This is a genomic window from Mesorhizobium sp. M0633 (assembly GCF_040320645.1).
In the GTDB taxonomy this organism is placed as follows: Bacteria; Pseudomonadota; Alphaproteobacteria; order Rhizobiales; family Rhizobiaceae; genus Mesorhizobium.
Map to the genome: position 1 here is coordinate 46,025 of NZ_JAMYQC010000029.1, position 22,454 is coordinate 68,478.

General features: G+C 58.6%; 20 protein-coding genes and 1 tRNA gene. 15 read left to right on the plus strand and 6 right to left on the minus strand.

What is annotated here, in order from left to right:
• Window positions 1-164: 164 nt before the first annotated feature.
• Together NKI47_RS25860 and NKI47_RS25865 are read right to left on the minus strand one after the other, a co-directional pair.
• Window positions 165-239: transfer RNA gene (locus NKI47_RS25860), tRNA-Gln, on the minus strand.
• Between the two features lie 122 nt (window positions 240-361).
• Window positions 362-706 (minus strand): VOC family protein, encoded by a 345-nt coding sequence (locus NKI47_RS25865; protein WP_352594062.1) that lies wholly within the window; start codon window positions 704-706, stop codon window positions 362-364.
• Between the two features lie 186 nt (window positions 707-892).
• On the opposite strand from NKI47_RS25865, the gene ppdK reads away from it, so the two are divergent.
• Complete coding sequence (gene ppdK / locus NKI47_RS25870) at window positions 893-3,571, plus strand: pyruvate, phosphate dikinase (RefSeq protein ID WP_352594063.1); 2,679 nt, start codon at window positions 893-895, stop codon at window positions 3,569-3,571.
• Window positions 3,572-3,655: 84 nt separating this feature from the next.
• Here ppdK and NKI47_RS25875 read toward each other — a convergent pair whose 3' ends face one another.
• A complete protein-coding gene (locus NKI47_RS25875) occupies window positions 3,656-3,877 on the minus strand; it encodes a hypothetical protein (RefSeq protein WP_352594064.1) in 222 nt (73 codons plus the stop codon).
• Between the two features lie 39 nt (window positions 3,878-3,916).
• On the opposite strand from NKI47_RS25875, the gene NKI47_RS25880 reads away from it, so the two are divergent.
• Both NKI47_RS25880 and NKI47_RS25885 read left to right on the plus strand, forming a co-directional pair.
• Window positions 3,917-4,810, plus strand: coding sequence for a glycosyltransferase family 9 protein (locus NKI47_RS25880; RefSeq protein WP_352594065.1), 894 nt, complete (start codon window positions 3,917-3,919; stop codon window positions 4,808-4,810).
• Between the two features lie 140 nt (window positions 4,811-4,950).
• Window positions 4,951-5,688 (plus strand): polysaccharide deacetylase family protein, encoded by a 738-nt coding sequence (locus NKI47_RS25885; RefSeq protein WP_352594066.1) that lies wholly within the window; start codon window positions 4,951-4,953, stop codon window positions 5,686-5,688.
• Here the strand turns inward: NKI47_RS25885 and NKI47_RS25890 are convergent, their stop codons facing one another.
• Together NKI47_RS25890 and NKI47_RS25895 are read right to left on the minus strand one after the other, a co-directional pair.
• Complete coding sequence (locus NKI47_RS25890) at window positions 5,689-6,078, minus strand: DUF427 domain-containing protein (protein WP_352594067.1); 390 nt, start codon at window positions 6,076-6,078, stop codon at window positions 5,689-5,691.
• 125 nt (window positions 6,079-6,203) lie between these two features.
• The gene (locus tag NKI47_RS25895; RefSeq protein WP_352570751.1) at window positions 6,204-6,590 is read right to left on the minus strand and encodes a hypothetical protein; all 387 of its coding nucleotides are present in this window, start codon (window positions 6,588-6,590) and stop codon (window positions 6,204-6,206) included.
• A 175-nt stretch (window positions 6,591-6,765) separates the two neighbouring features.
• Here NKI47_RS25895 and NKI47_RS25900 point away from each other — a divergent pair, with 175 nt between their 5' ends.
• Window positions 6,766-8,394, plus strand: coding sequence for a fatty-acid--CoA ligase (locus NKI47_RS25900; protein ID WP_352594068.1), 1,629 nt, complete (start codon window positions 6,766-6,768; stop codon window positions 8,392-8,394).
• An 83-nt stretch (window positions 8,395-8,477) separates the two neighbouring features.
• Window positions 8,478-9,263: a DUF1499 domain-containing protein gene (locus NKI47_RS25905; RefSeq protein ID WP_352594069.1), complete on the plus strand. Its 786-nt coding sequence runs from the start codon at window positions 8,478-8,480 to the stop codon at window positions 9,261-9,263.
• A gap of 13 nt (window positions 9,264-9,276) precedes the next feature.
• Here NKI47_RS25905 and NKI47_RS25910 read toward each other — a convergent pair whose 3' ends face one another.
• Window positions 9,277-10,185 carry an MBL fold metallo-hydrolase gene (locus tag NKI47_RS25910; protein ID WP_352594070.1) on the minus strand — a complete coding sequence of 303 codons (909 nt, stop codon included), beginning with the start codon at window positions 10,183-10,185 and terminating at the stop codon, window positions 9,277-9,279.
• Window positions 10,186-10,299: 114 nt separating this feature from the next.
• Here NKI47_RS25910 and NKI47_RS25915 point away from each other — a divergent pair, with 114 nt between their 5' ends.
• From NKI47_RS25915 to NKI47_RS25960, 10 genes are all read left to right on the plus strand, one after another.
• Complete coding sequence (locus NKI47_RS25915; protein ID WP_352594071.1) at window positions 10,300-10,890, plus strand: biotin transporter BioY; 591 nt, start codon at window positions 10,300-10,302, stop codon at window positions 10,888-10,890.
• A 402-nt stretch (window positions 10,891-11,292) separates the two neighbouring features.
• Window positions 11,293-11,856 carry a transcription termination/antitermination protein NusG gene (gene nusG / locus NKI47_RS25920; protein WP_352594072.1) on the plus strand — a complete coding sequence of 188 codons (564 nt, stop codon included), beginning with the start codon at window positions 11,293-11,295 and terminating at the stop codon, window positions 11,854-11,856.
• Between the two features lie 146 nt (window positions 11,857-12,002).
• A complete protein-coding gene (locus NKI47_RS25925) occupies window positions 12,003-13,322 on the plus strand; it encodes a UDP-glucose dehydrogenase family protein (RefSeq protein WP_352594073.1) in 1,320 nt (439 codons plus the stop codon).
• 40 nt (window positions 13,323-13,362) lie between these two features.
• Window positions 13,363-14,640: a sugar transferase gene (locus NKI47_RS25930; protein ID WP_352594074.1), complete on the plus strand. Its 1,278-nt coding sequence runs from the start codon at window positions 13,363-13,365 to the stop codon at window positions 14,638-14,640.
• A 394-nt stretch (window positions 14,641-15,034) separates the two neighbouring features.
• On the plus strand, window positions 15,035-16,003 hold the full coding sequence (locus NKI47_RS25935) for a glycosyltransferase family 4 protein (RefSeq protein WP_352594075.1): 969 nt from the start codon (window positions 15,035-15,037) through the stop codon (window positions 16,001-16,003).
• Window positions 16,004-16,162: 159 nt separating this feature from the next.
• Entirely contained in the window at window positions 16,163-17,260 is a 1,098-nt protein-coding gene (gene gmd, locus NKI47_RS25940) for a GDP-mannose 4,6-dehydratase (protein WP_352594076.1), read from the plus strand.
• Between the two features lie 17 nt (window positions 17,261-17,277).
• Window positions 17,278-18,042 (plus strand): glycosyltransferase family 2 protein, encoded by a 765-nt coding sequence (locus NKI47_RS25945; RefSeq protein WP_352594077.1) that lies wholly within the window; start codon window positions 17,278-17,280, stop codon window positions 18,040-18,042.
• Between the two features lie 24 nt (window positions 18,043-18,066).
• Window positions 18,067-19,086: a polysaccharide pyruvyl transferase family protein gene (locus NKI47_RS25950; RefSeq protein ID WP_352594078.1), complete on the plus strand. Its 1,020-nt coding sequence runs from the start codon at window positions 18,067-18,069 to the stop codon at window positions 19,084-19,086.
• Window positions 19,087-19,144: 58 nt separating this feature from the next.
• Window positions 19,145-20,401 carry an oligosaccharide flippase family protein gene (locus NKI47_RS25955; protein WP_352594079.1) on the plus strand — a complete coding sequence of 419 codons (1,257 nt, stop codon included), beginning with the start codon at window positions 19,145-19,147 and terminating at the stop codon, window positions 20,399-20,401.
• Window positions 20,402-20,574: 173 nt separating this feature from the next.
• The gene (locus NKI47_RS25960; protein ID WP_352594080.1) at window positions 20,575-21,939 is read left to right on the plus strand and encodes a hypothetical protein; all 1,365 of its coding nucleotides are present in this window, start codon (window positions 20,575-20,577) and stop codon (window positions 21,937-21,939) included.
• Window positions 21,940-22,454: the final 515 nt, after the last annotated feature.

Genomic DNA, 22,454 nt, shown 5'->3' on the forward strand with positions numbered 1-22,454 from the left:
TGCCCTGCAGGCCAATTGAGTCGACCTTAAACTAGGAGTCTTGCCGGACCACGTTCTCTGCCGGCGACCCCATTTTCTTGTGGACAGATAACCGCAAGTGGCAGCCCGCGACCAAGTTGTCCGCACTAAGATTGCGACTCGGGGGATCGTCAGAATTGGAGAACTGGCTGGGGCGCCAGGATTCGAACCTGGGAATGTCGGTACCAAAAACCGATGCCTTACCACTTGGCTACGCCCCAACAGCCGGAGCGTGCCCGCTGTGCGCGCGGCCTTATAGGACGAGCCGGGAGAAAGCTCAATGCCGACATATCGACTATGCGCGACCGATCCACCAGTTTTGCAATCGCTACTTTAAACGGACCTATTCACCCCACACCGCCATTTCATTGCCAGCCGGATCGACGAAATGGAACCGCCTGCCGCCGGGGAATGAAAAGATCGGCTTGACGACGGTGCCGCCGGCGTTCTCGACGGCGCTTAATGTTTCCTCTAGCCTTTTGGAATAGAGCACGGGCAGCGGCTTGGCCGGCGCATCTTGGCCATCGGCCTGAAAACCGCCGTCCAGCCCTTCGGCAAAAGCTGAATAGGTCGGCCCGTAATCGGTGAACGACCATGAGAACGCCGCGCTGTAGAAAGCCTTCACGCTGTCCAGCGTTCCGCCCGTCGCCGGCATTTCCAGATAATCGAGCTTTCCGGTCATTCTCATCGCTCTACCTTTTGTTCTCGTTATGTTCTACAACAAAGCTTTCCAAAAAGCAAGTCTTTTTGGCGCCGCTTTTCCTTAATCGATTGTAGAGGCCGGCTGGCTTGGTCGATGCCTTGCCTTTCGCACTGCAGCATCATATCGCTCGATTTGTCAGTATTTCCAATCTCCTGCAACCGGGGAGCAAGCATGACCAAATGGGTCTACACCTTTGGCGATGGAGCGGCGGAAGGCCGTGCCGGCGACCGCAATCTGCTCGGCGGCAAGGGCGCCAATCTTGCCGAAATGTGCAGCCTGGGCCTGCCGGTGCCACCAGGATTCACTATCACCACCGAGGTCTGCAACGCTTATTACGCCAGCGGCCACGCCTATCCGGCCTCGCTGGAAGCGGATGTGGCGGTCGCCCTCGATCACATCGGTCGGCTGACCGGGCGCCGTTTCGGCGATCCGTCGAAACTGCTTTTGGTGTCGGTGCGCTCCGGTGCCCGTGCCTCGATGCCAGGCATGATGGACACTGTGCTCAATCTCGGCCTGAATGACGAAACGGTCGAAGCCTTGGCCACCGATTCAGGCGATGCGCGCTTTGCCTATGACAGCTATCGCCGTTTCATCCAGATGTATTCCGACGTCGTCATGGGCCTCGACCATGAGGTCTTCGAGGAGATCCTCGAAGACCAGAAGGGTGGGCTCGGCCATGAGCTCGACACCGAGCTGACAGCCATCGAATGGCAAGGCGTGATCGCGCTCTACAAGGCCAAGGTCGAGGAGGAGCTCGGCAAACCGTTTCCGCAGGATCCGAACGAGCAGCTGTGGGGCGCCATCGGTGCGGTGTTTTCCAGCTGGATGAACAACCGCGCGATCACCTATCGGCGCCTGCACGACATTCCCGAAAGCTGGGGCACGGCGGTCAACGTCCAGGCCATGGTCTTCGGCAATATGGGCGACACCTCGGCCACCGGCGTCGCCTTCACCCGCAATCCGTCGACCGGCGAAAAGCAGCTTTATGGCGAGTTCCTGGTCAACGCCCAGGGCGAGGATGTCGTTGCCGGCATCCGGACGCCGCAGAACATCACGGAGGCGGCGCGCATTGCCGCCGGGTCCGACAAGCCGTCGCTGCAGAAGCTGATGCCGGACGCCTTCCAGGCTTTCGTCAGCATCTCAGACCGCCTGGAAAAGCATTACCGCGACATGCAGGATCTCGAATTCACCATCGAGCGCGGCAAGTTGTGGATGCTGCAGACCAGGTCAGGCAAACGCACCGCCAAGGCGGCACTGAAGATTGCCGTCGACATGGCCAGGGACGGGCTGATTTCGAAGGAGGAGGCCGTCGCGCGCATCGATCCGGCCTCGCTCGACCAGTTGCTGCATCCGACGATCGATCCAAAAGCGGCGCGCGATATCATCGGCGTCGGCCTGCCGGCATCGCCAGGTGCTGCCACTGGCGAGATCGTCTTTTCCTCGAACGACGCCGAGGAGGCCAAGACACAAGGCCGCAAGGCGATCCTGGTGCGCATCGAGACCAGCCCCGAAGACATCCATGGCATGCATGCGGCCGAAGGCATCCTGACGACGCGCGGCGGCATGACCAGCCACGCCGCTGTTGTGGCGCGCGGCATGGGTAAGCCTTGCGTTTCGGGCGCAGGCTCGCTGCGCGTCGACTACAAGGCCGGCACGCTGATGGCGATGGGATCGACGTTCCGCAAGGGCGATATCATCACCATCGATGGCGGCAACGGCCAGGTGCTGAAAGGCGCGGTACCGATGCTGCAGCCGGAACTCTCGGGCGATTTCGCCGCCATCATGGAATGGGCCGACGGCGCGCGCCGCATGAAGGTGCGCACCAATGCCGAGACGCCGCTGGATGCGCGCATGGCGCGGTCCTTCGGCGCCGAAGGTATCGGCCTTTGCCGCACCGAGCACATGTTCTTCGATGGCGACCGCATCATTGCCATGCGCGAGATGATCCTGGCCGATACGGAAAAGGATCGGCGAACGGCGCTGGCCAAGCTGTTGCCGATGCAGCGCTCGGATTTCCTCGAACTGTTCCAGATCATGGCCGGCCTGCCGGTGACGATCCGGCTGCTCGATCCACCGCTGCACGAATTCCTGCCCAAGACCGAGGAGGAGGTGGCCGAGGTCGCCGCCGCCATGAATGTGTCGCCGGACAAGCTCCGGCGGCGCACCGAAGCGTTGCACGAGTTTAATCCGATGCTCGGCCATCGCGGCTGCCGGCTTGCTGTCTCATATCCCGAAATCGCCGAGATGCAGGCACGAGCCATTTTCGAGGCGGCCGTGGAGGCCGGCAGGAAGGCCGGCGCGCTGGTGGTCCCCGAAATCATGGTGCCGCTGGTCGGGCTGGTCAAGGAGCTCGAATTCGTCAAGGCGCGCATCGACGCTGTGGCCAAAAGCGTGATGGAGGAGACCGGCGTCAGGATCGATTACCTCACCGGCACGATGATCGAACTGCCGCGCGCCGCGATCCGCGCCCAAATCATCGCCGAGGCGGCCGAATTCTTCTCATTCGGCACCAACGATTTGACCCAGACCACCTTCGGCATCTCGCGCGACGACGCGGCCTCGTTCCTCGAGACCTACCGGAAAAAAGGCATCATCGAGCAGGATCCGTTCGTGTCGCTCGACATAGAGGGTGTCGGCGAGCTGGTGCGGATGGCGGCCGAAAAGGGCAGGGCGACGCGGCCCGACATCAAGCTCGGTATTTGCGGCGAGCATGGCGGCGACCCGGCCTCGATCCATTTCTGCGAAAAGGTCGGCCTCGACTACGTCTCGTGCTCGCCCTATCGGGTGCCGATCGCCAGGCTGGCCGCCGCGCAAGCGGCGGTGCAGGCTGCAAAGAACGGCCGCGGATAGGAGTTGGAGTCCACCGGCATCTGACCTTACCGATTTGTAACCGAATTCACGCGAACGTGCGTCTGTCGGCTCCAAATCCCGACATCATTTCTGCCCAGCTTCCGGCCCCCGAATCCGCCCCGGTGCCAGAAACAGATGTTGCAGAACCCGCCCACGCACGTCCGCTCGATTCTCATCCTCCAGACGAAATTCATCGGCGATCTTGTCCTCGCTTCCGCGCTCGCCAGAAACCTGCGCCTGCAATATCCAAATGCCAGGATAGTGTTCCTTTGCGAGGCGAACTTTGCCAGTTTCCTGTTGGCTCATGGCATCGCCTCGGACGTGGTGGCGTTCCGGCGCGTACGGATGCGTGGCACCCCTGTGCAGCGTGGTCGCGAGCTTTACGCGATGGTGCGCGCTCTGCGCCGGTTCCGGTTTGACCTGACCATCGACCTGGCCGATTCCAAAACCTCACGCATCATCGTCAGGCTCGTCAACGCCAAGACCCGCGTCGGATATGATCCTCCCGAAAAACCGTTGCGCTGGCTGGAACGCCAGCCCGCCAACGTCCTAGCCAAGCCGTTTGGCTTTGGTGGCCAGCATTATCTCTGCCGCTATCTTTCGCCGCTTGAGGCGCTTGGCGTGGAGTTGCGTGCGCAGGTCCCAACGATTGAGCCGCTGCCGCTGGAGACCGCCAGGGCATTGGCGCTTCTCGACCGGCATCATCTCCGGCGTAACGCCTTCATAGCCGTTCATGCAGGAGCGAGCTTCCGGGGGCGGCAATGGCAGCCGGAAAGTTTTGCGCTGGCGATCGACGAGATCTCGCGGCAGACCGGATTGGACTTCCTGCTTGTCGGCGGTCCCGATGAACGGGCATCTCCCGAGCGCATCGTCGCCAAGGCCGCTTCGCCGGTCGTCAACGTGGTCGGGGCGCTGTCGCTGGCAACGCTGCTGGCGGTTCTCGGCCAGGCACGCCTGTTTCTGGGGAACGAGAGTGGCCCGATGCACATGGCCGCCGCCGCGGGAACGCCGGTTGTCGGCCTGTTCGGCCTGACCGACCCGGCCGTCTGGGGCCCTGTCGGCGTGGCCAGTGTTACGCCGCGGCCCTCCATGCCTTGCGAGTGCATAGCCAGGGACCTGTGCCGCCGACCCGATCCGAGCAAGGCTTGCTGCGTCTGGCGACTTGAGGTCAAAGCGGTGGTCGACGCAGTGCTCGCGATCCTTTCACGTAAGGTTAAGGACGTGGAGCACGCATTGTGACCTCGCGCTTGCCAAAGGTCAGGCCGGCGGTCAAATTGCCGCTGCCGACGCTTTTGCAGGGGCATCGTCCCGATTTCCGCCTTGATGGCGGTCTTGGGGTCGCCGCTTCAACTTTGATCCGGCCGACCTGGAAATAATCGATGCGCCCGTTCCAAAAGTATTTTTGCGCCATTGCGATATCGCTGTGGGCTGTTTCTCCTGGCAACGCCCAATTGCTCGTCGCACCGACGCTGCACATCAAGGCCGAGGCGGGCGGCGGCCGCGTCGCGCTGACGCTCGATGCGTGCGGCGGAAGGACCGACACACGGATTCTCTCGGCGCTGGTGGAAAACAAGATTCCTGCCACCATTTTCGTCACCGGCATCTGGCTGAAGCACAACGCCGCCGCCGTCGAGATCATGCGGGCGTATCCCGAACTGTTTGAATTGGAAAACCATGGCGGCCGCCATGTCCCGGCTGTCGACACGCCGCAAAAGATCTACGGTATTCGCAGTGCCGGCAGCCCGGAGGCCGTGCTGGCCGAGGTCGAATCGGGTGCTGCCGCTCTTGCCGTGACCGGCGAACCGGCGCCGAAATGGTTTCGCGGCGCAACCGCCGAATACAGCCCGTCGGCAATCGCGATGATACGCAAGCTTGGTTTCAAGATCGCCGGATTCTCAATCAACGGCGATGGCGGCTCATTGCTCGGCGCAAAAGAGACCGCCCGGCGCATTGCCGCAGCAAACGACGGCGACGTCATTATCGCTCACATCAACCAGCCGACCCATGCGGCGGGCGAAGGCGTGGTGCAGGGGCTTCTGGCGCTGAAGGCCAAGGGCCTCACCTTCGTGCGTCTCGACGATGCCGACGGCGTCGGCGATGATGGCACCACCGACTGATCAGTCGGGCGTGGCCTCGATGGTCACCTTGTTCGGATAGAACGCGCCGTGGTCGCGGATATCGGCCATCTCGTCGAACGGCCGCTCATAGGCCCACATCGCATCCTTGCCTGCATCGCCGGCGGGCAGCACGCTCCAATAGCTGGCATCGCCCTTATAGGGGCAATGGGTCGAGTGTTCGGTCTTGCCAAGCTGTTTGAAGTCGATGTCGCCGAACGGAATGTAGAAAACCGGGGGGTAGGGCGATTCGGTCAGCACTTTGACCTTGCTGGACGAAGCGATGACGACATCGCCGGCGCGCACCGTCACGGTGCCCTTGTAAGGCTCGATGGTGATGATCTTGCCCGGATTCCGCTGAAAGCCTGGTGACCGGTTTGCGATCTGGTCCATATTGGATCTCCTTGCCTCTACCCCAAGATGTGTCTGGCAAGCGCGTTGCGCAAGACCTGCCAGCCACCGGCGGGCATCGCCCGCGGGTGGCAGTCTTGCGCTATCCTCCGGTATCCCGCCTAAAATCAGGCGGCGGCCTGGAAAGCGTCCATCAGCCCGGCATAGGCGGCGGCAATGCCGGCCACCGGATTGGTGCTTTTCGAGGTGGTCTCGACCTTCAGCGCACCACCGCTGGTCGGCAAGGTGAGCAGCAGGAACTGGCGATTGCCGCCGTCGCCGACGCAGGCGGCAGCGACGTGCTGACTTTCGCCCTCGTTCTCGACGCACATCTTGAACAAGAGCGTGCCGCCGACCGCCTCGAGGGCGCCACCGACGACCTCGACGAATTCATCTTCGGAAACGGCTTTGGCGTCAGGCACCAGATCGGCCTGCGCGACGTCAGCCGCCACCAGATCGGCCAGACTTTCGGCAAGCGTATTTTCGAGGGCTTTGTCGTCGAGCTGCGCGTCCATGCGAACCTCTTTCATTCGCCAATCGCGCCCCGCCGTTAATCAACGTTAACGCCGAGCATGGCCGGATTGTGGCGAATTCGGCCTCAATTGGCTCCATGCCCCGCTCCAGCCCGATCCTGGCTGGACAATCCGCCGGTTCGTCCCACAATGGCGAAAAAATAACGGGAGGAACAAGATGCTCGGGCTGATGCAGGAATGGCCGCTGCTTTGCCATAAGCTGATCGACAATGCCGAGAGGCAGCACGGCAGCCGCGAAATCGTGTCGCGTTCGATCGAGGGGCCGATCGTGCGCAGCACATATGCCGAAATCCATGATCGTGCCCTGAAGGTCGCCGAGCGGCTCGAGCGTGACGGTTTCGGGCTTGGCGACCGCATCGCGACCCTGGCCTGGAACACCGCGCGCCACATCGAGGCCTGGTACGGCATCATGGGTGTCGGCGCCATCTATCACACGCTCAACCCGCGGCTCTTTCCCGAGCAGATCACCTGGATCATGAAGAATGCCGGGGACAAGGCTATCTTCGTCGACCTGACCTTCCTGCCGCTCCTCGAAAAGATCGCCGGTGTGGTCAAGTCGCTGAAGCAGGTTATCGTGCTGACCGACAACGCGCATATGCCGGAGACTGCGCTGCCCAATGTGGTTGCGTACGAAGAATGGCTTGCTGAAGCCGACGGCAACTTCGCCTGGAAGACATGCGACGAAAACACCGCCGCCGGTATGTGCTACACCTCGGGCACCACGGGCGACCCGAAAGGCGTCCTCTACAGCCATCGTTCGAACGTGCTGCACGCGATGATCGCCGCCATGCCCGACGCCATGGGCCTGTCGTCGCGCGATACCATATTGCCGGTCGTGCCGATGTTCCACGCCAATGCCTGGGGCCTTGCCCAGAGCGCGCCGATGGTCGGCGCCAAACTGGTCATGCCCGGTTGCAAGATGGATGGCGCTTCGCTCTACGAGCTGCTCGACACCGAGCAGGTGACCTTCAGCGCCGCCGTGCCGACGGTGTGGATGATGCTCCTCCAGTATCTGGAAGAGACCGGCAAGAAACTGCCCTATCTGCAGAAAGTCGTTATCGGCGGCTCGTCCTGTCCACGCGCGCTCACGACGAAGTTCCAGGACAGTTACGATGTCCAAGTCGTCCACGCCTGGGGCATGACCGAGATGTCGCCGCTCGGCACGCTGTGCACCCTGAAGCCGGATTACGCCGGGCTGAAGGGCGAGGCCCGCCTCGGCGTCCAGCAGAAACAAGGCTTTACACCGTTCGGCATCGAAATGAAGGTGACGGACGACGCCGGCAACGAACTGCCATGGGACGGCAAGACCTTCGGCCGGCTCAAGGTCCGCGGGCCGGCCATCGCGCGCGCCTATTATGGCGGCATCGGATACGAACAGTTCGATCAAGACGGCTGGTTCGATACCGGTGACGTCGCGCATATCGACCCCGGAGGCTATATGCAGATCACCGACCGCGCCAAGGACGTGATCAAGTCGGGCGGCGAATGGATCTCGACCATCGAGCTCGAGAACCTCGCGGTCGGCCATCCCGATGTGGCGGAGGCCGCCGCCATCGGCATTCCGCATTCGAAATGGGGCGAGCGGCCTTTGCTCGTGGTCGTGTGCAAGCCGGGCAGGGAGCCGACCAAGACGGATATTCTCGCTTTCATGGACGGCAAGGTGGCGAAGTGGTGGATGCCGGACGACGTCGCTTTTGTCGGCGAAATCCCACACACCGCTGCCGGCAAGATCCAGAAGATTACCTTGCGCCAGCAGTTCCGGGATTATCACCTGCCGACGGATTGACCGGAGATGCGGCGTCTTTGCGTCTTCAAGCCGCCGCTGAAAGGCACTATGCCTGTGTTCGGGTTGGGGCAGCGCGAAAACCAATGACGGGAATTCCCGAGCGACAAACGTCGAGGGCTGCCGGTTGGTCGCGGCGCGCCGGCGCGTTTTCGGCAGTCCTGCTGCTGACCGCTCTCATCGGCCATCGCTATGACCTCGTCGAGACCCAAGCTATCCTATGGGTGCTTGGCATTGTCGCCTTGCTGGCCGCGTTTGCGCTTTTGTTTGCCGGGTTTGCCTTCGCGCGATTGTGGAACTTCGGTGATCGTGGCGGTCAAGACCTGACCGCCGGCGCCTTGCTGGCATTCCTGGTGCTCACCCCTTACGCTGTCGGGGCCTATTGGGCGGCGACCTATCCGCCGCTGCGCGACATCTCGACGGATTTCGACGACGCGCCCGCGCTCGACATTTCTACCCGGACAAAGGATATGAACGAGCTTTTGCCGCCGACACCCGGCGAGCAGCGCCTGCAAATCGAAGCTTATCCGCTTGTTACCGGACGCAGCTACACCTTGCCTTTCGATCGCGTTCTGGAGGCGGTCAAAACGGTGCTCGATCGGCGCGGCTGGCAGCTCACGGCGCCGTTTCCAGCCGCAGCAGGGCAAAGCGACGTGACGGTCGATGCGCTGGCCAAGAGCTTGCTGCTTGGTCTTCCCGCCGATGTCGCCATCCGCGTGACCGACGACGGCGATGCGGTCATCGTCGATATGCGCTCGGCCTCGCGTTACGGCCGCTACGACCTTGGCGACAATGCAGCGCGCATCACCGATTTCCTTTCCGAACTCGACCAGGAAGTCGCCGGCCAGGTGGGCGTGGCGCCGGCGGAATGATATCCGAAGTGTGCTACGTTGCCGGCGAATAGATGCCGTCGATAGCCGGCGCGCCATCGGTGTGAACCAGGCCGCGCGCCACCAGGTCTTCCAGATGGGCAAGCACCGACAGGCCGGCCGCGCCATGCAGGCGCGGGTCGGTGTCGCGATAGATCGCGTCCACCATGTCCTTGATTGTCCGGTCGCCGCTGTTGATCCGCTCCAGAATTGCGCGTTCGCGCATTTTGCGATGCGTTTTCAATCCGCGCATGAAGCTGCGCGGCTCGGTCACCGGCCCACCATGGCCGGGCAGCAGCAGCCGGTCGTCACGTTCGATCAGCCGATCGAGCGATGTCATGTACTCGGCCATCGCGCCATCCGGCGGTGCGACGATCGTGGTTGCCCACGCCATGACGTGATCGGCCGAGAAAAGGATGCCGGTTCCCTCCAGCGCGAAGGCCGCGTGATTGGCGGTATGGCCGGGCGTCAGCACCGTCCGGATCGCCCAGCCGTCGCCGTCGATCACCATATCGTCCGGCAGCGCGATATCAGGAACAAAGTCGGTGTCGGCGCTGGCATCGAGTGGATTGACCTCGCCGGTGCGCAACGGCCGCGCCAGGCGATGCCGGCCCTCCGCCAGAACCACCGCACCCGTATGCTGCTTTAACCGAGCCGCCAGCGGCGAATGGTCGCGATGCGTGTGGCTGATGAAGATATGGCTGACCGGCCTGGTCCCGATCGCTTCGAGCAGTGTTCGAAGATGTGCCTCGTCATCCGGTCCGGGATCGATCACCGCCAGCGTCTCGCGCCCGACGACATAGCTGTTGGTTCCGTGAAAGGTGAACGGGCTGGAGTTCCTGGCGGTGACGCGTTGAATACCAGGCGCAACGGCTACGCCCTGGCCATAGGCCGGATCGAAGCGTGTATCGAATTTCAGCGCCATGCGAACGTCGCGACCTTTTTTGGGGCGAGGGCAAAACCGATTGCCGCATAGCACGGAAGCCAATATAGGAAAACGCAAGGCCGCGTTCGGCGGCAATCCGGAACGGGGAAGACTATGGCAATTGCAACGACGATGCGTCCGCTCATTTCTCTCGCTTTGCCTGAAAAGGGCGCGGCCCGGCTGGCAGGACAGCTTTTGCTGGCGATCGCCGGAACGTTGCTGCTGATCTTGTCTGCCAAGACCAAGGTCATGCTCGGACCGGTAGACATCTCGATGCAGACGCTCGCCGTCTTCCTGATCGCTGCCTCCTTCGGCATGCGCCTTGGCGTCGCAACGCTGCTTCTCTACATGGCCGAGGGCGCGTTGGGCCTTCCGGTCTTCCAGAGCACGCCCGAAAAGGGCATCGGTATCGCTTACATGCTCGGTTCGACCGGCGGTTATCTAGCCGGCTTCGTCGTCATGGCGGCGATCGTCGGCTGGGCTGCCGACCGTGGCTGGGATCGCCATCCTATCAAGCTCTTCAATGCCATGCTGGTGGCCGAGATCATCATGATGGCAATGGGCTTTGCCTGGCTGGCGCTGTTGATCGGCCCGGAAAAATCCTGGCAGTTCGGGGTGTTGCCCTTTATCGTCGGTGATCTGATCAAGGTTGCGCTGGCCGCGAGCTTGGTGCCGGCTGTCTGGTCGCTGTTGAAGCGTTCGTGAAGCCGGTCGAGCGGTGATAACCTGTTCTGCGCGACAGTGATTTTTCGCCGTAGTTGGTGTGGCCGTGCAGGATCTTTGTCGCTGGCGGCAGGCTTGTGCGCGACGCCATCCGTCACATTAGCTTCAAGTCGACGGACTAAGTACCAGAACCAACGGGCGATTCGTCACGACCAGCGTAGCCAAGCACCTACGCATGGAAATAAATTGCTCGACATAGCATCTCAGCCAGCTGAAAAAGAAAGCGGCTCGATGATTATTTAGGCACAGCTAAATTTCTGGACAATGTGTAGGAAATTCTTAACCCAACCGCCTTGACTCTAGTGGCTTGGTTGCTTGCTGGTATTCACACACTGTCGTAACCGTTGACCTGAGATCATGCCGCCGACCGCCGAAGGAAGACACGTGAGTAGCGCGGAAAAAACAACGAGTAAGGCGACCACCCTGTCGCCTGAGCCGACCGCCGCGCCGGCAACGCGCTGGTATGCGGCCAGCGTATTTCCCGGAAAGGAGCATGTCGCCGAACGGCATCTCCGGATCCAGGGATTTCAGCCGTTTGTGCCTCGCTGCGAGAAAACCGTCCGACATGCTCGGCGGCTCGAAACCCGGTCTGCGGCGTATTTCCCGGGTTATATGTTCATCGCCCTTGACGTTGCGCTGCAGCGTTGGCGCTCGATCAATGGAACATTCGGCGTGCGCTCCCTGGTGACGCAAGGCGACCGCCCTTTGCCGGTCCCCTCGGGTCTGGTAGAGCGTTTCATTGCGTTGACCGGTAAGGACGGACTGCTTGATTTTAGCGACAGCCTCGCAGCCGGCGCTTCGGTCCGGATCCTGTCAGGCCCTTTCGCGGAAATGATGGGTCGCCTTGACCGGCTCGACCCAGCCGGAAGGGCTCGGGTTCTGGTTGCTATCATGAATGGCGAGATCCCTGTCGATCTGGATGCCAGGGATCTAGTAGCCATCGCGTAGTCGCAAGCGTAAGGCGCGGCGAGGCGATGTAAATTGTTGTAGGATCGGCTCTCGGGTTTTCACCCGGGAGTGCGGTAGCCGTCGTTAATGGGGATACGCGCTGTGTGGCGAAGTTGCCTGATCGGCGCTGATTGAGAGTACGCAATATGCGAATAACAATGATTGGTGCTGGATATGTAGGGCTCGTCTCGGGCGCCTGCTTCGCCGATTTCGGCCATCAGGTATGCTGCATCGATCGTGATGCGGAAAAGCTCGCCATGCTCAAGCTCGGCAAGATACCGATTTACGAGCCAGGGCTTGACGATCTCGTCACGACCAACACCCTGCAGGGTCGCTTGCGTTTCGACGACAATCTGGCGGACGCCGTTTCTCAATCGGATGTGGTCTTCATCGCCGTGGGCACGCCGTCGCGGCGTGGCGATGGGCATGCCGATCTGTCCTTCGTCTACGACGCGGCCGCCGAAGTCGGCCGCGCGCTCAAGGAATTTACGGTCGTGGTGACGAAATCGACCGTCCCCGTCGGTACCGGCGATGAGGTGGAACGGATTATCCGCGAGCAAAATCCCACCGCCGATTTTGCCGTGGTCTCCAATCCCGAGTTTCTTCGCGAAGGATCCGCGATCGAGGACTTCAAGCGGCCCGACCGCATCATTGTCGGAACCGATGCCGAACGGGCCAAAACAGTCATGGGCGAGATCTACCGGCCGCTTTCGCTGAATGCCGCGCCGATCTTCTATACGAACCGGCGTACGGCGGAACTCACCAAATATGCCGGCAACGCATTTCTGGCGATGAAGATTACCTTCATCAACGAAATTGCCGATCTCTGCGAGCGGTTGGGAGCCGATGTGCAGGACGTCGCGCGCGGCATTGGCATGGACAATCGCATCGGCGCAAAGTTTCTTCACGCCGGGCCGGGTTATGGCGGCTCCTGTTTCCCGAAAGACACCCTGGCGTTGGTCAAGACCGCGCAGGACGCGGCAAGCCCTGTCCGGCTTATTGAAACGACGGTCTCGATAAATGACCAGCGCAAGCGGGCGATGGCGCGCAAGGTTGTCGAGGCCTGTGGCGGCTCGGTGCGCGGAAAGACCATCGGCATTCTCGGCCTGACGTTCAAGCCAAACACCGACGATATGCGCGATGCCCCCTCATTGGCCATCATTCAGGCGCTCAAGGATGCCGGAGCTTCGATCAAGGCCTATGATCCGGTCGGCATGGAGCAGGCGCGCAAGATGATTGAGGGCATTGAATTTGGGGAAAGCGCCTACGCAGTGGCTGATGGCTCGCATGCGATCGTCATCGTCACCGAGTGGAATGCGTTTCGGTCATTGGATCTCAAGCGGCTTCATGCACTTATGGCGACGCCGGTGATGGTCGACCTTCGAAATGTCTATCACGGCGAGGATGTTGTGAAACAAGGCATCGCCTATTCCAGCGTTGGCCGAGAGCGGCATCTTGTCAGGTGAGCGTCCAGGTTCTCATGGGGCCAGGTTCGCGGGATTCAATTTGAACACCACCACTATCCATTTACCCAATCGAAGGCACCTCCTGCTCCGGATGCGCTTTCAGCTGCTTGGCGGATTGACATTTGCGATTCTGCTGCCGGCGCTAGTTCGCATGTCGGTTGATCCCAGGGTAATCTGGTCGCCGAACATGCAGGTCACAATTTTTGCTGCATTTGTCGCACACACGACAGGCTATTTCTTCTACAAGCGGATTGGCAATTTCCCGGGGGTCGCGGCGGCTGGTCACATTTTGCCAACCTTCGCCTTAGCCTACGGCCTGGTTTTCGTTACCATCTTTTTCTTCAGGTTCGATTATAGCCGGTTCCAAGCTGCAGCGAGCTTCATTCAATCGACGTTGTGGTATTTTGCCTTGAGCCTGGTCACGCGTAGGCTCGATGCACACCGGCTGGCGATAATTCCCGGCGGAGGCGTCCATAGACTGGAGAGCATACCGGGTGTGAATTGGCACAGAATTCATTCACCCAACATAGTCGATGAATATGCGACTGGTGTGGTAGCGGACCTTCGAGCCGACCTTTCTGATGAGTGGGAGCGTTATATCGCCGACCGTGCGCTCTCAGGAACGCCGGTCTATCATGTCAAGCAAATCAGCGAATCGCTCACAGGCCGGGTCGAGATCGAGCATCTTTCTGAAAATACGCTGGGCTCTTTGAATCCAAACCAAGCTTACTTGAAGATAAAACAGGCGATAGACTTGGCTTCTGCATTCTTTGTCCTCGTAGTTTTCTCGCCATTGCTGCTATTCGTTGCGATTGCCATAAAGATCGATTCACCTGGACCGGCGCTATTTAGACAAAAACGAATGGGATACAGAGGCGTTCCATACGAGGTCTACAAGTTTCGAACGATGAAGCTGGGCGAGACCATTGGCGACGAAAAGGAGGCGGCCATTACCAGGGCGGGCGATGCCCGCATAACCCGGTTGGGGCAGTTCCTGAGAAGATCCAGGATCGACGAGTTGCCGCAGGCTTTCAACATCCTGCGCGGCGAAATGAGTTGGATCGGTCCGCGGCCAGAAGCACTCGTGCTCTCGAGCTGGTACGAGGCGGAGCTGCCATTCTATAGATACCGGCACATCGTGCGGCCGGGGATTACTGGCTGGGCGCAAATCAACCAGGGCCACGTTGCCGCAGTGGACGACGTTTTGGAAAAACTTCACTATGATTTCTACTACATCAAGAATTTCTCCCCTTGGCTCGACCTACTGATTGTGTTTCGCACGATCCGAACCATGCTGACGGGGTTTGGCGCGCGTTGACCCTTCTCGATATTGTGGCAGGCAGTTTCTTTGCTAACCAAGGTAAGCCCCGCGCAAGTTGCCTTGGTAAGGCCGACATTGTGCATCCAAGCACGGGTCCGATCTGGTCGACATGGAGGATTGCTCAACTGGGTCTAGAAAGCAGTCACGGTGCCGGCACTGGTATCTCCGCCATTAATGAGATAGTGCGGCCAAAACCGAAGGCATTCGGTCAAGGAAATAAGCTAAAGGTGCTTGAGGCGATGCTAACAGCGTTCGGTGCAAGATGATGCCTCAGCCGCAGTCAGAGGGAGTGGCTTTCTCCTGGCACGGACTTCCGCAATACGCCGCTCGACTCATACGGGCTGCCGCGGAACGGCTTGATAGGCCGTGCGTGGTCGTGGGATCTCGCCCGGTGGTCCCGATCGATGGCATGGAACAGGTACTCGGTCAGCCGGTGCATTGGATTGATGCGAGAAAGCCCACTTCCTGGTCCGATATCGGTTTGCAAGTGCCGAGATTTTTCTTGCAGTCCGGCTGGTCCTATCCTGCTTTTTCGGCGCTTGGCCGCGAGGTGAAGCTTGCGGGCGGATACGTGGTCGGTCTGAGCGATGCCAACTGGCGGGGGGATTTCCGTCAGCTTCTGCTCGGTCCGTTTGCTTTTCGGCTTCGCCATCGCCGACACTTCGACGCGTTCCTCGTGCCAGGTCGGCAAGGCGAGCGGCTTTTGCGGTATTTCGGGATGCCACCCAACCTCATTCGCACTGGGATGTATGGAGCCGACCCTTCACTGTTCTCTCCTGGGCCGCCGATTAATGAGCGACCGCGCGAATTTCTGTTTGTCGGGCAGCTGATCCATCGCAAGGATGTGCTCGGCCTGACGAGTGCGTTTGCCGAATTTTCCCGCCAACGGCCCGGATGGACTCTACGAATTTGTGGGAGCGGCGAGCTGAGAAAGCAGATACCCGAGCATCCGCAAATCGTCGTTGAGGATTTCGTGCAGCCCCACGAACTGGCAAGCCGATATCGCTCGGCGCGGTTTTTGGTATTGCCTTCCCTAGTTGAAGCATGGGGATTGGTGGTTCACGAAGCTTCGCTGTGTGGTTGTGGCTTGATACTGAGCGACGCTGTTGGCAGCGGAGACGACCTTGCTTCGGATCGCAATTCAATCTGCTTTCGGGCGGGGAATAAGCCCGAGCTCGTAGCCGCACTTCTTTCTGCAGCAGATCGCAATTCCGAGTGGCTGATCGAAGCTGGATCGGAATCAAGAACACGCGCCCGCAACTTTGGTCCAGAACGCTTTGCCGCTGAGATGTCGAGCCTGGTCTCGGCTTTTGGCGGATATTCCACGCCGGCTTCACTCCAATTTCACACCACAAGTTGATTGTTCCATGGGAGGTGAAATGAATCGCTCCCGGGTGACGATGAATGCCAGAAGTGGTGGTCTGGTAGCTTTTGCCGAGGGGCTGAGAGGTTCAAAGACGCACTTCGAATTCGGGTCGCCGCGAGGAATACCAGAACGTTTCACTGATCGGAGTGTCGAATGACCAAGAAAAAAACCGCTCTAATTACGGGCATTACGGGGCAGGACGGCGCCTACCTGGCCGATCTGCTTCTGTCCAAGGGATATGCAGTTCACGGGATCAAACGCCGCTCTTCCTCGTTTAATACGGGCAGAATCGACCACCTCTATCAAGACCCGCACGAAAGTAATTTACGGCTGACGCTTCACTATGGTGACATGACGGATGCGACTAATCTCATCCGTATAATTCAGGACGTGCAGCCGGACGAGGTCTACAACCTAGCCGCGCAATCCCACGTTCAGGTAAGTTTCGAGACCGCAGAGTACACCGCCAATGCCGACGCCCTCGGAACCTTGCGATTGTTGGAGGGGATAAGGATTCTCGGCTTAACGGCGAAAACTAGATTTTACCAAGCTTCCACCTCGGAGCTCTATGGAATGGTGCAGGAGGTACCGCAGTCCGAAACTACGCCGTTCTATCCTCGCTCACCATACGCCGCTGCCAAGCTCTACGCATATTGGATCGTCATCAATTACCGCGAAGCGTACGGCATCCACGCCTCCAACGGCATTCTTTTCAATCACGAGAGCCCGATCCGCGGCGAAACCTTTGTGACCAGGAAGATCACTAGGGCAGTCGCAGCGATCAGCCTCGGCCTGCAGGAGAGAGTTTATCTGGGCAATCTCTCAGCAGAGCGTGACTGGGGACATGCCCGCGATTACGTGGAGGGGATGTGGCGCATGTTGCAGCAACAGAAGCCCGACGATTATGTGCTGGCGACAGGGCATAAACATTCTGTACGCAGGTTCGTCGAGCTTGCTTTCGCCAAGGTAGGAATTGACATAGGCTGGCAGGGTAGGGGCGTAAACGAGACCGGCTTCGATCGGCAATCCGGGCGTGTACTGGTCGAGGTCGATCCTCGATATTTTCGGCCGACAGAGGTCGATCTTTTGATTGGCAACCCGGCCAAGGCCGAGCGTGTGCTAGGCTGGAAGGCAACCACCTCCTTCGATGACATGGTGGGCGAGATGGTGGAAGCGGATCTCCATTCCGTGAAGCAGGAGGTGCAGCATCGGCGGCTCGATGAGGAGCATAGCCGGATCGCGGCACAGTAGTGCCTGGGCCGAAGCAGGTGAAGATCTCAGTCCTTACGGTCTGCCGGAACGCCGCCGCTACAATCCGCTATACGCTGGACAGCTTCTTCGCTCAGGAGCATGAGGACAAAGAGCTGATCGTAGTCGACGGCGCCTCGACGGATGAGACGCTTTCGATCATCCGTTCCTACCCGCAGGAGCGAATGGTAGTTGTCAGCGAGCCAGATCGAGGCATGTACGACGCCCTCAACAAGGCGCTCGGCCTTTTTAGCGGAGATGCTGTGGGCGTGCTGAATTCGGACGATGCCTACCATGATGCGTCGGTTCTAGGGCGCCTCGCGACTGCCCTTGCCAACTCTGATATCGTCGTTGGTCATCTGGATTTCGTAAAGGATCACGAGAGCAAAGCGCTCCTTCGCCGGTGGATGGCGACGCCGCGACCGCCGAGTGGCTTTCGTTCTGGATGGATGCCCGCCCATCCAACGTTCTACGTGCGGCGCAGGGTAGCTGAACAGGTTGGAGCTTTCGACATCTCTTTTGCCATAGCATCAGATTATGATTGGATGCTGAGAGCTACGGAGCTGTTTGGATTCGACTCAGTCGTAGTCGATCACGTTTTGGTGGACATGATGCATGGCGGGGCCAGCACAAGAGGGCTTACGTCCTACATTAGCCACAACATCGAGGCGCTATATTCTCGAAGGCGCTGGTTGAAATCAGGGATCGTTGACCTTGCCGTGTTTAGTAAGCCCGCTCGCAAACTAAGTCAGTTTTTTGTAATTGGTCGACAAAACCGAAACTAATGATAGTCGCAGGAGAAAATAAGATTGCTTACAATCGCCGTTGAGAATTCTACTTGGAACAACCTGGGTGATGCCTTCTATCAAACGTCACTGCAACGTGTGTTACAGAAAGAATTGCCAAACCATCGCGTCGTCTCATTTGATGGTCCTATTAAGCGTGCTTTCCGACCGGGACGCTTCGAAAACAATTGTTTTGATGTCAGAAGTTGGACTGAGGCGGATCACTATGTGTTTTCGGGACCGATACTGCGAGGTTTTACAGCCCACTACGGTGACCTCATCAAACGCATAATTGAAAAGGGCGCGACGTATAGTCTAATCAGCGTCCATTCAAACGCCTTCGATGCAGAAATACCGGCCTTACGCGCGTTCTTGGCCAAATATCCGCCAACCGCAATTCACACTAGGGATCATCTAACATACGAAAAGATCGGGGATCTCGTAAGCCCAAGTCTCGACGGCATCTGTTTCGCGTTTTTTGTTAGCCGCCTTGACGACATTCCTACGCTATCGCCGAACATTCCATATATATGCTCCAGCTTTCATAGTATGAAAGAGCCGCGCTTAACGGTCAATCCGACCTCAAAGGATACCAGCTTTATCGGAGCAGATGTATCGTTTGAGGTGACGAAACGCCGGATCCCCTGGAAGTTAGAACGGCACGCAGACTTCCGACACACCTACCAAGAAACGCTCGGGCCGTGGAAGGTGATACGGCCCGTGCATGGTTTGTATCCGTTCCCGTACCTGACATTCAGCCGCCCTAACTCATACATAACATACAATCCACTAAACATGCTGGCGATTTACAAGTACTGCGATGGTGTTGTCACAGATCGCGTTCACGCCGGAGTGGCCGCACTCTCCTTCGGTCGGCCGGCGCGTATTGTGCCGGTCGATACGCGGTTTGATCTGTTTTCCCACGCCCCGATTAAGCGTGTTGGGGGGGTGTTTCAGATTGACGAAAGGGCCCTCGAGCGAGAATACGAGAGGCATTCCGCTTGGATTCGGAACCAGTTCTTAGATTCAATCCCCCGTGTCTAAAGGGGCGCACACGGCGTGGGCGCGATTTGCCTTCGGATCCTTCGCGGCATCTGGCGTCGTGCTCGCAGCGGGGCTCGTTTCAGGCATGATTACAGCCAGAGTGTTGGGACCCGAGGGTCGCGGCATACTTGCGATCGTTATGACATGGGGAGGTCTGTTCGCCACATTGGTGCAGATATCTATTTCTGACGCGGTGGTGCTTCTTGCGGGAGCCAGCAATAGGGACCAAGTCGAACACGCTGCCCTGTCTATGGCCCGGCTACTATCGGTTCTTCTAGCGCCTGTCTGTGCGGGCGCAATGTACATCGTCATGATGGGATATGGAGAGGGGGTTCCGGTATTGGTCGGCGTGGCGTTTGCCTTCTTTTCGGCATTATTTGGTATAATCGGGGATATGTACAGAGGTATCTTGAGGTCGCGGCAGAAATTCTTCTATCTTCAGGCATTTACTGTATCTCAGCCGCTGATATATTGTGGGTTCTGTATTGCGTCTTTCATGTTTTCGCCGAGTGTTGAGTATTTTGTGGCGGCACAAATCGTCAGTATCGGAATCGTTTTTGCGATGCGAGCCGCAACGATGAAGGTCGGGCTTAGTGGTGCCCCGAACTGGCATATCGGAAAACAGCTGTTGACGATTGCCGCAACGCTTCACTTGAGCACCGCAGTCAGGCTGTTTACTGCGCAGGCCGACCGCATCGCAGTGGCTCTGCTGTGGCAGCCTGAAATCGTCGGCCATTATGCTGTAGCAGTGACACTTTCATCGCTGTTCACGGGCGTGTTTAGTACTGCAATAAGATCTGTGGCACTTCCTGCATTTGCTAATAGGACAAGTGACAACCTCTCTCGCGTAGTGCTTCGGATTATGCGGTTGACTTGGGTTGCATCCTTTGCGGGGACGGCCGTCACAATTATCTTAGCTCCGGCAGTCGCGCCGATTTTATTTGGAGAACAATTTGCGACGGCTGGAACAATGGCATCACTCCTGGCGACCGCATACGCTTTCAATCCAGTGAAGGATGTGCTCTTCGAGACCTGCAAAATACTGCGGCAGAGTCGAATTATAGTTTTCTCACATGTCTGGTTTATTATAGTATTTTTGCTCGTCAGCGCTTCGACGGTGGATTTTATCGGAATATACTCTGTAATTCTTGCGATTCTTGTTGCGAACGTCGCTAGCCTGCTGTTTGTATCAATGATGGTAAAAAGAAAATTGCCAGATGTAACGGTGGGAAGCTGGCTACGTCCGCGTTACGCCACGCTGGCTGAATGTCTCGTGCTTGTCTCGGGAGCAATTTCCCGGCAAGAAACTAAGTGACGCTCCTGATGGGTCGGTGTTGCGTAACGGGACTCCGTAGGGCCACTCGGCCAGCTTGGCCTTCGCGCAGTGGGCATGGAAACGCAGGTGGACATGGAAGCTATATGTTGGCACGTTCAGGGAAGTAAGGTGCGAAGCGATAACGCTCAAGTTCCTACAGGAGCCACAGCATAATGGTTGAGCTCGTCTTTTGGTGTCTCACTGGCTCGTGTGGTTTGGCGGTCATTCTCGGTCTTCGAAAGCCGTCTGGATACCTTGAGTTCCCCACGCTAGTGGCCGCGGTATTTCTGGGCTGGGTCGTGCCCCAATTGTGGCAAGTCCGCCAAGGAGTGACGTTCGTTGAGTCTGAGTACTTTGTCACTCTAAACTTGTTCACTTTAGCTTGCTTCCTCAGCATCCATCTCGGGTGGAACTGGGGGGTCGGTGTGGCTCGCAGGGGTTCACCCAGCTTCCAGCTTCGGGCTCCCTCCTACAAGGGTCTTTTGCGTATTGGATTTGCCATTTCAGCTGTTGCATGGGCTATGCAAATCGGCATGGGAATGCGGCCACTGGACGAACTGAATATGACGCAGTGGTCGGGTCCCCTTACGATCATGTACTTTGTGTTCAATGTGAAGGTTATCGCGCTGTTCCTGTCAATTTACCTTGCGATAAAATACAGGAGTACTGCGTCCTACGTTTTGCTTGCTTCGGCTGTCGCTCTGTATATTCCATTAATACTGATTTATTTCCGGCGTCGGGCGATGGTTGAAATGTTTACCTGCTTGGTACTTGCGCTGTGGTTCGCCCGTCGGGTGATTGTCCCGCGTATTTTTATTGTCTTCGGCATGCCTGTTGGCGCCTTGGTCATCTTCGGCGTGGGCGCATTGCGGAGCATTGCGAGCGAAACTGGGGAATGGAAAATGCCCACGTTGGCGCAAATCAGGGCCATTGACTTCTGGTCGTTAACGCCGTTTGCAACGGAACACGCCACGCCTGAGCTCACCAACGCACTTTACCTTGTTCGGTTGGCAGACCAGTGGAGCTTCCACACATTTGGTGCCGGATCTTGGAACCGGATCATATTTCAGTATGTTCCAGCCCAACTTGTCGGCGCAGACCTCAAGAACTGGCTGATGTTTGATTTGGGCGTTGCAGAGCGCCTGTACAACCAACTTTATTATGCAGGGAGCACCGGGGCAACCTCGACGGCCATGGGAGATGCGTATCTCGAATTTGGCTTCTTTGGTGTCATTTTTTTTGTTGCAATGGCGTATGTTATGGGTCGGTGGTGGGCTCGAGCCAGCCGTGGTGATGTCTGGGCCGCCACCTTCTATGCCAGTGGCCTGGCTCCCGCTCTAATCATGCCTACGGCTTACGCATTCTATTTCTTTAATGTGATGATTCTCTACGGTGGTGTGATCTGCGGTGCCCGCTATTTCCTTGGAAGTCCGGTCACGGGTCGTCCAGTTATAGGGAGTGGAGTGAACGCGGCCAGCCGCGTGCAAAGAGCCAAACGACCGTCGGGTTACGCTGGCCGGGGGGCGACTGTTCCTTGACAAATGAAAACGCGAGAGTGATTGCCGCCCAGATTGGATCCCGGCACAACTATGCAATACCCGCCGCGTTCGAGGCTAGCGGGGTCCTGGAAGCTTTTTACACTGACATGTGTGGTACCGTGGGCATCGGGCGTTTTGCCGAGGCGGTATCTCGCCTGTCCGGGCAGAGACTTCCGCAAGTGCGTGCCCTCGGAAGGCGTCAATTGCCCACGGGCATCGTTAGGAAGAGCCGGACCTTTGACTGGGTGTCAATACGTCATATGCTTCGGCTCCGATCGGCGGACGCCAGCGCGACAACTCGTCTGTGGGAGGAGTTTGCAGTCGCTCTCGGTGAGAGGATGGCAAAGGTTGGTTTCGGAACCGCTACCCATTTGTTTTCGGTAATGCATGAAACCGGGCATCTGTTGGCGGCCGCCAAGGCGAAGGGGATTGTCACGGGGGTCGATGTCTGCATTGCACCCTCGTGGCAGATGATACTTCGGGCGGAGCATGAGCGAAATCCAGGATGGGACGAT